The sequence below is a fragment of the Mixta gaviniae genome (assembly GCF_002953195.1).
Lineage (GTDB): Bacteria > Pseudomonadota > Gammaproteobacteria > Enterobacterales > Enterobacteriaceae > Mixta > Mixta gaviniae.
In genome coordinates, this window is sequence record NZ_CP026377.1 from 1,636,358 (window position 1) to 1,649,804 (window position 13,447).

9 protein-coding genes are annotated in these 13,447 nt (G+C 55.6%); 5 read left to right on the forward strand and 4 right to left on the reverse strand.

The genetic code is table 11. From position 1 onward, the window contains the following. The 3 genes from C2E15_RS07590 to C2E15_RS07600 all read left to right on the forward strand — a co-directional run bounded on the left by C2E15_RS07590 (position 1) and on the right by C2E15_RS07600 (position 4,306). The gene (locus C2E15_RS07590; protein ID WP_104959113.1) at positions 1-1,344 is read left to right on the forward strand and encodes a replication-associated recombination protein A; all 1,344 of its coding nucleotides are present in this window, start codon (positions 1-3) and stop codon (positions 1,342-1,344) included. Positions 1,345-1,444: 100 nt separating this feature from the next. Continuing rightward, on the forward strand, positions 1,445-2,737 hold the full coding sequence (serS, locus tag C2E15_RS07595; protein ID WP_104956829.1) for a serine--tRNA ligase: 1,293 nt from the start codon (positions 1,445-1,447) through the stop codon (positions 2,735-2,737). A gap of 417 nt (positions 2,738-3,154) precedes the next feature. Next, positions 3,155-4,306: an MFS transporter gene (locus tag C2E15_RS07600; RefSeq protein ID WP_104959114.1), complete on the forward strand. Its 1,152-nt coding sequence runs from the start codon at positions 3,155-3,157 to the stop codon at positions 4,304-4,306. A 64-nt stretch (positions 4,307-4,370) separates the two neighbouring features. Here the strand turns inward: C2E15_RS07600 and pflA are convergent, their stop codons facing one another. From pflA to ycaO, 4 genes are all read right to left on the reverse strand, one after another. Continuing rightward, positions 4,371-5,111 carry a pyruvate formate lyase 1-activating protein gene (gene pflA, locus C2E15_RS07605; protein ID WP_104956830.1) on the reverse strand — a complete coding sequence of 247 codons (741 nt, stop codon included), beginning with the start codon at positions 5,109-5,111 and terminating at the stop codon, positions 4,371-4,373. A 165-nt stretch (positions 5,112-5,276) separates the two neighbouring features. Beyond that, positions 5,277-7,565, reverse strand: coding sequence for a formate C-acetyltransferase (gene pflB, locus C2E15_RS07610; RefSeq protein WP_104956831.1), 2,289 nt, complete (start codon positions 7,563-7,565; stop codon positions 5,277-5,279). An 85-nt stretch (positions 7,566-7,650) separates the two neighbouring features. Further along, the gene (focA, locus tag C2E15_RS07615; RefSeq protein WP_104956832.1) at positions 7,651-8,508 is read right to left on the reverse strand and encodes a formate transporter FocA; all 858 of its coding nucleotides are present in this window, start codon (positions 8,506-8,508) and stop codon (positions 7,651-7,653) included. A 349-nt stretch (positions 8,509-8,857) separates the two neighbouring features. Beyond that, a complete protein-coding gene (ycaO, locus tag C2E15_RS07620) occupies positions 8,858-10,615 on the reverse strand; it encodes a 30S ribosomal protein S12 methylthiotransferase accessory factor YcaO (RefSeq protein ID WP_104956833.1) in 1,758 nt (585 codons plus the stop codon). Between the two features lie 308 nt (positions 10,616-10,923). On the opposite strand from ycaO, the gene serC reads away from it, so the two are divergent. Both serC and aroA read left to right on the forward strand, forming a co-directional pair. After that, entirely contained in the window at positions 10,924-12,009 is a 1,086-nt protein-coding gene (gene serC / locus C2E15_RS07625) for a 3-phosphoserine/phosphohydroxythreonine transaminase (protein WP_104956834.1), read from the forward strand. A gap of 83 nt (positions 12,010-12,092) precedes the next feature. Next, positions 12,093-13,379: a 3-phosphoshikimate 1-carboxyvinyltransferase gene (gene aroA / locus C2E15_RS07630; RefSeq protein ID WP_104956835.1), complete on the forward strand. Its 1,287-nt coding sequence runs from the start codon at positions 12,093-12,095 to the stop codon at positions 13,377-13,379. Positions 13,380-13,447 lie beyond the last annotated feature (68 nt).

Below are 13,447 nucleotides of genomic sequence, written 5' to 3' on the forward strand. Positions count from 1 at the left end.
TTGAGTAATCTCTCGCTTGATTTTTCGACAGAGCAGTTTCAGCCCCTGGCCGCGCGGATGCGGCCAACCCGGCTGGAACACTATATCGGGCAACAGCATCTGCTGGCGCCCGGCAAACCCTTAACGCGTGCCATCGAAGCGGGCCATCTGCATTCGATGATCCTCTGGGGGCCGCCCGGTACCGGGAAAACCACGCTGGCCGAACTGATTGGCCGCTACGGCAACGCCGATGTCGAGCGCATCTCCGCAGTGACCTCCGGCATCAAAGAGATCCGCGAAGCTATCGAGCGCGCGCGTCAGAATCGTCAGGCGGGGCGCCGTACCATCCTGTTTGTCGACGAGGTGCATCGCTTCAACAAAAGCCAGCAGGATGCTTTCCTGCCGCACATTGAAGACGGCACTATCACCTTTATCGGCGCCACCACCGAGAACCCCTCTTTTGAACTGAACTCCGCGCTGTTGTCGCGGGCGCGCGTTTATTTGCTGAAATCGCTGACCACGGAAGAGATCGAGACAGTGCTGGAGCAGGCGCTGACCGATAGCGAGCGGGGTCTGGGCAAGGAAGATATCGATTTGCCGCCAGCCACCCGACGCATGATCGCCGAGCTGGTCAATGGCGATGCGCGCCGCGCGTTGAATACGCTGGAGATGATGGCGGATATGGCGGAAAGCGATGCGCAGGGCAAGCGCACGCTGACGCCGCAGCTGTTGAATGAGGTTTCCGGCGAGCGTGCCGCGCGCTTTGATAACAAAGGCGACCGCTATTACGATCTGATCTCTGCGCTGCATAAATCGGTGCGCGGCTCCGCGCCGGACGCAGCGCTCTACTGGTACGCGCGTATTATCACCGCCGGCGGCGATCCGCTCTATGTGGCGCGCCGCCTGTTAGCGATCGCTTCTGAGGATGTCGGCAACGCCGATCCGCGCGCGATGCAGGTGGCGATAGCCGCGTGGGACTGCTTTACCCGTGTCGGTCCGGCAGAAGGCGAACGCGCCATTGCGCAGGCGATTGTCTATCTCGCCTGCGCGCCGAAAAGCAACGCGGTGTATACCGCCTTTAAGGCGGCACTGCGCGACGCGCGCGAGAAGCCCGACTTTGATGTGCCGGAGCATCTGCGTAACGCGCCGACGCGCCTGATGAAAGAGATGGGGCTTGGCAAAGCGTATCGCTACGCGCACGATGAACCCAACGCCTATGCCGCCGGCGAGGACTATTTTCCGCCGGAAATGGCGCAGACGCGCTACTATCAGCCCACCAGCCGCGGGCTGGAGGGAAAAATTGGCGAAAAGCTCGCCTGGCTGTCGGAGCAGGATCAAAATAGCCCGACAAAACGCTACCGCTAATTCAGACGTTGCGGTAAGGTTAGCGCAATAGCCAGGTGGACCCTGAAGGAACGCTTTGGTTCAACAACCTTTTTTTAATCACAGTAAGCACAGGATAAGCATGCTCGATCCCAATCTGCTGCGTAACGAGCCAGACGCAGTCGCAGAAAAACTGGCACGCCGAGGATTCAAACTGGATGTGGAAACGCTCGTCTCGCTTGAGGAGCGTCGCAAAGTGCTGCAGGTGGAAACCGAAAACCTGCAGGCTGAGCGTAATGCCCGCTCCAAATCCATCGGGCAGGCTAAAGCGCGCGGAGAAGATATTGAGCCACTGCGTCAGGAAGTGAACGCGCTGGGCGAGCGTCTGGACACGGCGAAAGCCGAGCTGGATGCTTTGCAGAATGAGATCCGCGATTTCTCTCTCGCGCTGCCTAACCTGCCGGCGGATGAAGTGCCGCTGGGTAAAGATGACACTGAAAACCAGGAAGTGAGCCGCTGGGGCGAGCCGCGCCAGTTCGATTTCCCGGTACGCGATCATGTCGACCTTGGCGAGATGGCGAAAGGCCTTGATTTTGCTGCCGCGGTGAAGCTTACCGGCTCGCGCTTTGTGGTAATGCAGGGGCAGATCGCGCGTCTGCATCGCGCGCTGAGCCAGTTTATGCTCGATCTGCACACCCAGCAGCACGGTTATACCGAAACTTACGTGCCGTACCTGGTTAACCATGCGACTTTATATGGCACCGGCCAGCTGCCGAAGTTCGGCGAAGATCTGTTCCATACTCGTCCGCTGGAAGAAGAGGCGGACAGCAGCAACTATGCGCTGATCCCGACGGCAGAAGTGCCGCTCACCAATCTGGTACGCGATGAGATCGTTGAAGAAGAATCGCTGCCGATTAAACTCACTGCCCATACGCCATGCTTCCGCGCTGAAGCGGGTTCTTATGGCCGTGATACGCGTGGGCTGATCCGCATGCACCAGTTTGATAAGGTTGAGATGGTGCAGATCGTCCGTCCGGAAGAGTCCATGCAGGCGCTGGAAGAGCTGGTCGGCCATGCGGAAAAAGTGCTGCAGTTGCTGAACCTGCCGTACCGCAAAGTGCTGCTTTGCACTGGCGATATGGGCGCGGGCGCGACGAAGACTTACGATCTGGAAGTGTGGCTGCCGGCGCAGAACACCTACCGTGAGATCTCTTCCTGCTCCAACATGTGGGATTTCCAGGCGCGTCGTATGCAGGCGCGCTGCCGCAGCAAGCAGGATAAGAAACCGCGTCTGGTTCATACGCTCAATGGCTCCGGCCTGGCAGTAGGGCGTACGCTGGTGGCGGTGCTGGAAAACTATCAGCAGGCGGATGGCCGTATTGAAGTGCCGGAAGTGTTGCGTCCCTATATGGGCGGCCTGACCATGATTGGTTAAACACGCGCTCGCTGCTATTAAGCCCGCCCTGATGGCGGGCTTTTTTACAGGTGCGAAAGAAACAGGCTGGCTCCTGGGCAGAAATAAGCCAGCTCTTTAAAGGGCAGCATTTGACCCATTAATAACCGGACGGCACCCTTGCCGACGGTACGTTATTCTCCGTGACGATGCGCGATAAGAATAAAGAACAAAAAAATAAATATATCGACTTATACCGGCTCTTTTTTAGTCAATGCATTGAATTAAAAGATTATTTCACAGCGAGACGGGCCAAATGTATCGCCGCTGCGCTGTTATAGATAAAAGAATTAAATCGCCCTAAAGCAAATTGTGCCACCACGAAATTGCGCGCATTGACATTAAAAACAGGAGTGGCAATATTCGCGCACTTTCTCTCGCTTCCCTGTGATTTTACCGATGTCCACCTGGTCTCGTCCTGTTGTGCTGCTGCTCTGCGGCCTGCTGCTGTTAACGGTATCTATTGCCGTGCTTAATACGTTGGTGCCCCTGTGGCTGACTCATGACAGTCTGCCAACCTGGCAGGTAGGCATGGTTAGCTCATCCTATTACACCGGTAACCTCATCGGTACGCTACTGGCCGGCTGGCTGATTAAGCATTACGGTTTTAACCGCAGCTATTATCTCGCATCGCTGGTGTTTGCCGTCTCGACAGCGGCGCTGGGGATGAATGAAGGGTTCTGGAGCTGGACGCTGTGGCGTCTGGCGGCGGGCATCGGCTGCGCCTGGATTTGGGTAGTCGTGGAGAGCGCTTTGCTCTGTAGCGGGACGTTGCGTAATCGCGGCCAGCTGCTGGCGGCCTATATGATTGTCTATTACCTGGGCACCGTGGCCGGACAGCTGATGGTCAGCAAGATGCCTACGGGCCTGCTGCATGTTCTGCCGTGGGTTACGGCGGTGATCGTGACTGGCGTGTTGCCGGTTATCTTTATGAAGATCACGCCGGCAGCCAGTGAAGATGACGGCGCGCCGGGCCGTATCTGGCCGATGCTGCGTCGCCGCAGCTCAAGGCTGGGCATCAACGGCTGCATTATTTCCGGTATTGTGCTGGGATCGCTGTACGGCCTGATGCCGCTCTATCTTTCTCATCAGGGCATCAGCGACGCCAACGTAGGCTACTGGATGGCGCTGCTGGTCAGCGCCGGCATCGTCGGTCAGTGGCCGGTAGGACGCCTGGCAGACCGTTATGGCCGTCTGCTGGTGCTGCGCGTACAGGTGTTTATCGTTATTCTCGGCGCTATCGCCATGCTGGGCAACGCGGCGATGGTGCCGGCGCTGTTTATCCTGGGTGCCGCCGGCTTTACGCTCTATCCGGTAGCGATGTCGTGGGCCTGCGAGACGGTTAAGCATCATGAACTGGTGCCGATGAATCAGGCGCTGCTGCTGAGCTATACCATCGGCAGCCTGGTAGGGCCGAGCATGACGGCAATGCTGATGCAGAACTATTCTGACCAGCTGCTGTTTGTGATGATCGCGGCAGTGGCGCTGGTCTATTTAGTGATGCTGCTGCGCAAAGCGGATCATCATGTTACGCCGGTGGCGCAGGCTTAATGCCGTTTAAGCAGTAAACATAAAAAAGGGCGACGCAGGTCGCCCTTTTTTGTGGAGTGGTCACTTAATAGGTGACCTTGTGGCCGTAGCCTTCCAGGATATGCTTGATGCGATCCATGGTCTCCGCTTTGGGCGGCTTAACGCCGTCCAGCTTGTACTCTTCGCCCATCGCAATCCATTTGTGCTTACCCAGCTCATGGTAGGGCAGCAGCTCGATTTTCTCGACGTTCTTCATATCACGGGTAAACTCGCCAAGGCGATGCGCTGAATCATCGTCGTCGGTGTAGCCCGGTACAATGACGTAACGTATCCAGGTGCGAATGCCTTTTTTGGCGATGTAACGCGCGAAATCCAGAGTGCGATGGTTGGAAACGCCGACCAGGATCTGATGCACGTCATCGTTAATCTGTTTCAGATCGAGCATCACCAGATCGGTCACCTCCAGCAGTTCGTCAATCACCGGATCGTAGCGGCGCACGAAGCCGTTGGTATCCAGACAGGTATGGATCCCTTCCGCTTTGCACGCCCGGAACCAGTCGCGCACGAAAGCGGCCTGCAGGATAGCCTCGCCGCCGGAGGCGGTGACGCCGCCGCCTGACGCATTCATAAAGTGGCGATAGGAGAGAACATCCTTCATGAGTTCTTCAACCGTGATTTCCTTGCCTCCATGCGTATCCCAGGTATCGCGGTTATGACAGTAAAGGCAGCGCATCAGGCAGCCCTGGAAAAAGGTGATAAAGCGGATACCGGGACCATCAACGGTGCCACAGGATTCAAATGAGTGAATACGGCCGATAGTAGACATTGCGATGAGTTCTCCAAAGTGAACCTGCCTGGCAGGTGACGCAGTCTTTACGGGCTGCTGCGTTAAGTTGAGTCTGTTTTGCCAGATGACCCGCATCGGGATCTCTGGCAAACCAGGCTTGCTGGTAAAAAGGCTCCCGCAGGAGCCTTTTATTAGCGGAGGGAATTACAGTGACTGCGTGAAAGTACGCGTAATCACATCCTGCTGCTGCTCTTTGGTCAGCGAGTTAAAGCGCACCGCGTAGCCTGAAACGCGAATGGTCAGCTGCGGATATTTCTCCGGGTGATCCATCGCATCCATCAGCATTTCACGGTTCATGACGTTGACGTTCAGATGCTGCCCGCCTTCAATCGCCGTTTCCGCTTCGTGATGGAAGTAACCGTCCATCAGGCCGGCGAGGTTGGCTTTACGTACCTCGTCATCCTTACCGAGCGCGTTCGGTACGATAGAGAAGGTATAGGAGATACCATCTTTCGCGTAAGCGAACGGCAGTTTAGCAACGGAGGTCAGCGAGGCGACGGCGCCTTTCTGATCGCGGCCATGCATCGGGTTGGCGCCCGGTCCGAAAGGTGCGCCTGCGCGACGGCCGTCCGGGGTGTTGCCGGTTTTCTTACCATAAACCACGTTAGAGGTAATGGTCAGTACGGACTGTGTCGGCACGGCGTTGCGATAAGTTGTCAGTTTCTGAATTTTCTTCATGAAACGTTCTACCAGGTCGCAGGCCAGGTCATCTACGCGCGGGTCGTTATTGCCGAACTGCGGGTATTCGCCTTCGATTTCGAAATCCACCGCCAGACCGTCTTCATCGCGAATCGGTTTAACTTTGGCATATTTAATCGCTGACAGGGAATCCGCCGCAACGGACAGACCGGCGATGCCGCAGGCCATGGTGCGGTAAACGTCACGATCATGCAGCGCCATTAACGCAGCTTCATAGCTGTATTTGTCGTGCATGTAGTGGATGATGTTCAGCGCCGTGACATACTGTTTCGCCAGCCAGTCCATAAAGTGGTCGAGGCGCGCCATAACGGTGTCGAATTCCAGCACGTCGTCGGTGATCGGCGAATCTTTCGGGCCGACCTGCATTTTCATTTTTTCGTCAACGCCGCCGTTGATTGCATAGAGCAGAGTTTTGGCGAGGTTGGCGCGCGCGCCGAAGAACTGCATCTGTTTGCCGACGATCATCGGGCTGACGCAGCAGGCGATGGCGTAGTCGTCGTTATCGAAGTCCGGGCGCATCAAATCATCGTTTTCATACTGTACCGATGAGGTGTCGATAGAGACTTTCGCCGCGTATTTTTTGAAATTGATCGGCAGCTGTTCTGACCACAGAATGGTCATGTTCGGTTCCGGAGACGGCCCCATGGTGTACAGGGTGTTCAGGAAACGGAAGGTGGTTTTGGTCACCAGGGTACGGCCATCTACGCCCATGCCCGCCAGAGATTCCGTCGCCCAAATCGGGTCGCCGGAGAAGAGTTCATCATACTCTGGTGTACGCAGGAAGCGCACCATACGCAGTTTCATTACCAGGTGATCGATCAGCTCCTGGGCTTGCTCTTCAGTCAGCTTGCCTGCCTGCATATCACGTTCGATATAGACATCAAGGAAGGTAGAGACACGACCGAAGGACATCGCTGCGCCGTTCTGTGACTTCACGGCGGCCAGATAGCCGAAGTAGGTCCACTGTACTGCTTCCTGCGCATTGGTCGCCGGACGGGAGATATCGCAGCCATATTTTGCCGCCATCTCTTTCAGCTGCGCCAGAGCGCGATGCTGTTCCGCAATCTCTTCACGCAGGCGGATAGTCGCCTCCAGATTAACGCCGTTTTCCAGATCGCTCTGCAGCGAGGCGAACTGCGCGAATTTGTCCTGCATCAGGTAATCGATGCCGTACAGCGCGACGCGACGGTAATCACCGATGATACGGCCGCGGCCGTAGGCGTCAGGCAGGCCGGTCAGCACGCCTGATTTACGGCAGCGCAGGATATCCGGGGTATAGACGTCGAAAACGCCCTGGTTGTGGGTTTTACGGTATTCGGTGAAGATTTTTTTCAGCTGCGGATCAAGTTCGCGGTTGTAGGCTTTGCAGGAGCCCTCCACCATTTTGATACCACCGAAGGGGATCAGCGCGCGTTTCAGCGGCGCGTCAGTCTGCAAGCCGACAATTTTTTCCAGGTTCTGGTCGATGTAGCCTGCATCGTGAGAGGTGATAGTGGCCGCGACATCAGTATCAAAATCAACCGGCGCGTGGGTGCGGTTTTCGATTTTGATGCCTTCCAGCACTTTGTTCCACAGTTGCGTGGTCGCGTCGGTCGCGCCAGCCAGGAAGGATTCATCACCTTCATAAGGCGTGTAGTTTTTCTGAATGAAATCGCGAACGTTAACTGATTTCTGCCATTCGCCTGCGGTGAAACCTTCCCAGGCAGCAGCCAGTTTTTCATTGAGCTCGGTCATAATATACCTACCTTCTGATAAAAGTTCTTTTTTTGCCCCGGCAGGGCGCCTTGCCTGCCGGGGCGAATACGTTGCGTCGGGGCGGCTAGTGAGCGGCGTGGCCGCGCAGATAAATAACCCAGTACGTTAATCCCACCAGCAGGCCGCCGCCGATGATGTTGCCGAGGGTCACCGGAATCAGGTTGTCGATAACGAAGTGGCTCAGCGTCAGGTTTGGAAACTGAGCGGCCGTCGCGCCGGTGGCCTGCCAAAACTCGGGCGAGGCGAAGTCGCGAATGACAATACCCATCGGGATCATGAACATATTGGCGATGCTGTGTTCAAAGCCGCAGGCGACGAACATTGCGACCGGTAAAATCATGGCGATCATTTTGTCCGTCAGGCTGCGGCCGGAATAGCTCATCCAGATAGCCAGGCAGACCATCAAATTAGCCAGCGTACCCAGGCAAACCGCCTCCAGAAAAGAGTGATGCATCTTATGGTCGGCGGTCTGCAGGACATTCAGGCCCCATGCGCCGTTAGCGGCGAGGTGTTCGCCGGAAAACCAGATAAGGGCGACGAAAAACAGTGCGCCAAACAGGTTGCCGATATAAACGTTCAGCCAGTTTTTGCCCAGCTGCCCCCAGCTAATGCGGCCGCTGGCTTTAGCGACAACAATCAGAACGGTCGAGGTGAAAAGATCGGCACCACAAACGACCACCAGTATTAATCCCAGCGAGAAACAGAGCCCGCCTACCAGCTTGGCTAAACCGTACGGGACATCGGCGGTGCCGGTAGTGGCGGTAATATAAAAAACGAAGGCGATAGAGATAAAGACGCCTGCGTTTATCGCCAGAAAAAACGTGGTGAGTGGATGTTTTGTGGCTTTATAGACACCCGCTTCTTCGGCTACTTTCGCCATGGCCGGCGGCAATAATAAATTGAAAGGATTGTCAGTATTCACACTAACGTACTCCCATAAAAAATTGTCGTAGAGATACTAACAAAGGAGTATTTAGTGAAAATTGATATAGATCATATTGGACGAGCGGCTTGTCCTATTAAACACTATAAAAAACAGGGTTATTAAGAGTAATTATTTGATTTTTATATATAAAATATATTTTAATTTATATGATAAAAATTGAAGGTAGCATTTAATGCACAACTTAATAGACGGGGAAAAGGCGGCTAAACGCGAGGTTGTAAATTAAAAGAAATTATAATGTAGCAAATGTTAATTAATGTCCTGAATAAATATATAAGTCAGCTACCATAAAGTAGCTGACTTAAAAATGCGGCTAAAGGCTCACTTATTTCCAGTAGTTGCGCTTAGCGCGCTGCAGCTTTTCGTAAGCGGCCAGCAGAGCCTGATGCGCAGGGAAGGCCTGCAATTCATTATCTACCGGCTGCAGACCGTAGAAGGGCGCTTCGCCGCTTAAGGCTGACGAGGCGGCTTCAACGGCGTCGGCGCCGTACATGCGGACGAAAGCGGAGTAGTACTGCTGAGGATCGCGTTCTTCTTCCTGCGTCAGCAGCAGCAGCGTCTGCAAACAGCGATAGTAATTGGCGCGCTCGGCGCTAAAGACTGAGCTATTGAACTCCATCGTCCACTCGGTCCAGATCAGCGCCTGCTCCAGATCGCCGCCCGCCAGGGCCAGCATCGCTTTCAGTTCGCCGATGCGTAAGGTGTACCAGCCGTTATCCTTGCCGGTCGCCAGGCCCAGCAGCTCGCGTACGCGCGTGAAGTCATCATGGCCTTCTTCATCCAGCTGCTCAATCAGCGCCAGATAATCCGCTTTATCCCACTGGCTGTCGGGCAGCGCCAGCAGCGTGTCACGCAGATCGGCACCCATGTTGTTATTCGCCAGCAGCAGATCTTCGGCAGGATAAATATCGGACATACCCGGCACGATAATGCGGCAGGCGTATACCTCCAGATGCTCGTAATCGGCGATGTAAACCTCTTTGCCTTCCGCCTCGAAAATCGCCATCAGCGTGGCGAACTCCTCTTCCGTGCTGCCAGCAAAACGCCAGTCGACAAAGGGGTAATCGGCCTGATCTTTAAACAGATCCCAGGAGATCGCACCGCTGGAATCGATAAAGTGCGTTTCCAGGTTCGCATGCTCGGCCACTTCTTCATCGTCGAAGGTTGGCGGCGTGAAGACGTCTAAATCTTTCAGGCCGCGGCCCTGCAGCAGTTCAGTAACGGTGCGCTCCAGCGCCACGCCGAAATCTGGATGGGCGCCGAACGAGGCGAAGCAGGTGCCGTTCGCCGGGTTGAACAGCACCACGCAGATTACCGGGTATTTGCCGCCCAGCGAGGCGTCGAAGGCGAAAATCGGGAACCCTTCCGCCTCAAGGCGCGCAATGGCTTCCACCACGCCCGGATAGCGATCCAGCACCGTCTGCGGAATGGCCGGCAGGCTGATGGCTTCAGCAATAATGCGGTTTTTTACGTAGCGTTCAAAAACTTCAGACAGCCCCTGCACACGCGCTTCATTAGGCGTATTGCCGGCGGACATGCCGTTAGAGACGTAGAGGTTGCCGATAATATTCATCGGGATATAAACGGTCTGTGCATCGGACTGACGGGTAAACGGCAGGGCGCAAATGCCGCGCGCCGCATTGCCGGACTGCAGATCGATCAGGCCGCTGGCGCTCAGCTCGTTTTCCGGATCGTAGAAGGCGCGCAGGCCCGCATCCAGCATCCCTTCCGGCAGGCTGTCATCTTCCGGCAGCGGAAACCATTTCTCGTTGGGATAGTGAACGAAATCGCCGTTGGCGATCGTCTCGCCCAGCCAGAAATCAGCGAAGAAGTAGTTGGTTGAAAGGCGTTCAAAATATTCGCCCAACGCAGAGGCTAACGCAGCTTTCTTGCTGGCGCCTTTACCGTTAGTAAAACAAAGCGGGCAATCGCGGTCGCGAATATGCACCGACCAGACGTGAGGCACCGGGTTCAGCCAGGACGCTTCTTCAATATTAAAGCCGAGATCCTGCAGTTTCTGCTGAAAGCGAGCAATGGAATCTTCCAGCGCGGCATCTTTGCCTGGAATAAAGGTTTGAGTCATGTTGCCTACTATTGGTTGGTTGAGCGTAAAGCGCGCAATGATACGGATTTTCCCTTCAGGACGCTATTGAAGGAGTCAGATTTCGTGGCCTCTGGGGCGGCAAAATACTCGTTTTTTTCTGTTTCAATAATTCTTCGATGCGCGAAACCTCACAAAATATCGCACCGCTTTACTTTCACCGTACAAGCTGTTGCGACAGGGCTGGGGAAAATGTGATCTCGCCCAGAGAAATGTTTGCAGCATACTGATGGCAGTGATAAAACCGATAGCCTATTCATAATCAACAGATCTGACAGTGGTGACGGGAAATGACGCAGGTTTATAATTTCAGCTCCGGTCCGGCAATGTTGCCGGTAGAAGTGCTTCGTCGTGCAGAGCAAGAGCTTTGCAACTGGAATGGACTTGGCACTTCCGTGATGGAGATCAGCCATCGCAGCAAGGAATTTATTCAGGTTGCAGAGGAAGCAGAAAAAGATTTACGCGATCTGCTGAAAATTCCCGACAACTATAAAGTTTTGTTCTGTCATGGTGGCGCGCGCGCGCAGTTTGCGGCGGTGCCGATGAATCTGTTGGGGGCGGCGAAAACCGCGGACTATATCGATGGCGGCTACTGGGCGCACAGCGCCATTCAGGAAGCGAAGAAATACTGCGCGCCGAATAGCATCGACGTGAAAGTCGAGCGGGACGGCAAGCGCGCGCTACTGCCGATGCGCGAGTGGACGCTCAGCGATAATGCCGCCTACGTGCATTATTGCCCGAATGAAACCATTGACGGCCTGGCCATCGATGAGCAACCCGATTTTGGCGATAAAGTCGTGGTCGCCGATTTCTCCTCCACCATTCTTTCCCGCCCGATCGATATCAGCCGCTACGGCGTCATCTACGCCGGCGCGCAGAAAAATATCGGCCCGGCAGGGCTGACGCTCGTCATTGTCCGCGAAGATCTGCTGGGCCACGCGCAGCAGGCGCTGCCTTCAGTGCTGGATTATAAAACGCTGGCCGATAACGATTCGATGTTCAATACGCCGCCTACTTTCGCCTGGTATCTTTCCGGCCTGGTGTTCAAATGGCTGAAAGAGCGCGGCGGCGTGAGTGAAATCGATAAAATTAATCAGGCGAAAGCGGATTTGCTGTATGGCACCATCGACCGCAGCGATTTTTACCGCAACGAGGTCGCCGTCGCGAACCGTTCGCGCATGAATGTGCCTTTCCAGCTGGCTGACGCCGCTCTCGACGCGCTGTTCCTGGAAGAGTCGCTCGCCGCCGGCCTGCATGCGCTGAAAGGGCACCGCGTGGTTGGCGGAATGCGTGCCTCCATCTATAACGCGATGCCGCTTGAAGGCGTTAAAGCGCTGACGGATTTCATGACTGATTTTGAACGTCGTCACGGCTGAGTAAAAGCGCTTAACGCTGTTATTGGGAACCTCGCCCTGATGCGAGGTTCCGTTGTTCTGGTTTTACGGAGAGAAGTTTTCACATGCAGGAATCCCTGACACTACAACCCATCGCTCGCGTTGACGGCACGGTTAACTTGCCCGGCTCGAAAAGCGTTTCTAACCGTGCTTTGCTTCTCGCGGCGCTGGCTCAGGGAACGACGCGGCTGACCAATCTGTTGGACAGCGATGACGTTAAACATATGCTTAATGCGCTTAGCGCGTTGGGGATTGATTACCGGCTCTCGTCAGATCGTACCGTTTGCGAAGTGGTCGGCAACAGCGGCCCATTAAAAGCCGAAGGTGCGCTGGAGTTGTTTCTCGGCAACGCCGGCACCGCCATGCGCCCTCTGGCGGCCGCGCTCTGCCTGGCGGACAACGATATTGTACTGACCGGCGAACCGCGCATGAAAGAGCGCCCGATCGGCCACCTGGTTGACGCTCTGCGCCAGGGCGGGGCGCGCATCGATTATCTGGAGCAGGCCGACTACCCGCCGTTACGCGTGCGCGGCGGTTTCGCGGGCGGCGAAGTGAGCGTCGACGGCAGCGTTTCAAGCCAGTTTTTAACCGCGCTGCTGATGGCTGCGCCGCTGGCGCCGCAGGATACTGATATCGTGATTAAAGGCGAGCTGGTGTCCAAACCTTATATCGATATCACCCTGCATTTGATGCAGCGGTTCGGCGTAGCGGTAGAGAATCATAACTATCAACGCTTCACTATCCGTGGTCAGCAAAGTTATGTTTCACCGGGCGACTATCTGGTGGAGGGCGATGCCTCTTCCGCCTCCTATTTTCTTGCCGCTGCGGCGATCAAGGGCGGTACGGTGCGCGTAACGGGCGTCGGCCGCAACAGCGTACAGGGCGATATCCGCTTCGCTGACGTTCTGGAGAATATGGGGGCGAAAATCGTGTGGGGCGACGATTACATCGCCTGTACGCGCGATCGGCTGCAGGCGGTGGATATGGATATGAACCATATCCCCGATGCGGCTATGACCATCGCCACCGCCGCGCTATTTGCCGAAGGTACGACGGTGCTGCGCAATATCTACAACTGGCGGGTCAAAGAGACCGATCGTCTCTCCGCGATGGCGACCGAACTGCGTAAAGTGGGCGCAGAGGTGGAAGAGGGCGAAGACTTTATCCGCATTACGCCGCCAGCAACGCTGCGCTCGGCTCATATCGGCACCTACAACGATCACCGCATGGCGATGTGTTTTTCGCTGGTGGCGCTGTCGGATACGGCGATCACTATTCTTGATCCGAAATGCACCGCCAAAACCTTCCCTGACTACTTCGAACGTCTGGCCGCCATCAGTACGCCTGCCTGATAACGGTGCCGTCCTTCTCTGCCTGAGGAGTGACGGCACACACGTTTCGCCGTTTTTTCTCGGCAAAG

Coding starts and splice junctions, on each gene's coding strand:
- pflA (WP_104956830.1), bottom strand. CDS start 5,111: ATGTCTACTATCGGCCGTATTCACTCATTTGAATCCTGTGGCACCGTT.
- aroA (WP_104956835.1), top strand. CDS start 12,093: ATGCAGGAATCCCTGACACTACAACCCATCGCTCGCGTTGACGGCACG.
- serC (WP_104956834.1), top strand. CDS start 10,924: ATGACGCAGGTTTATAATTTCAGCTCCGGTCCGGCAATGTTGCCGGTA.
- C2E15_RS07600 (WP_104959114.1), top strand. CDS start 3,155: ATGTCCACCTGGTCTCGTCCTGTTGTGCTGCTGCTCTGCGGCCTGCTG.
- ycaO (WP_104956833.1), bottom strand. CDS start 10,615: ATGACTCAAACCTTTATTCCAGGCAAAGATGCCGCGCTGGAAGATTCC.
- serS (WP_104956829.1), top strand. CDS start 1,445: ATGCTCGATCCCAATCTGCTGCGTAACGAGCCAGACGCAGTCGCAGAA.
- pflB (WP_104956831.1), bottom strand. CDS start 7,565: ATGACCGAGCTCAATGAAAAACTGGCTGCTGCCTGGGAAGGTTTCACC.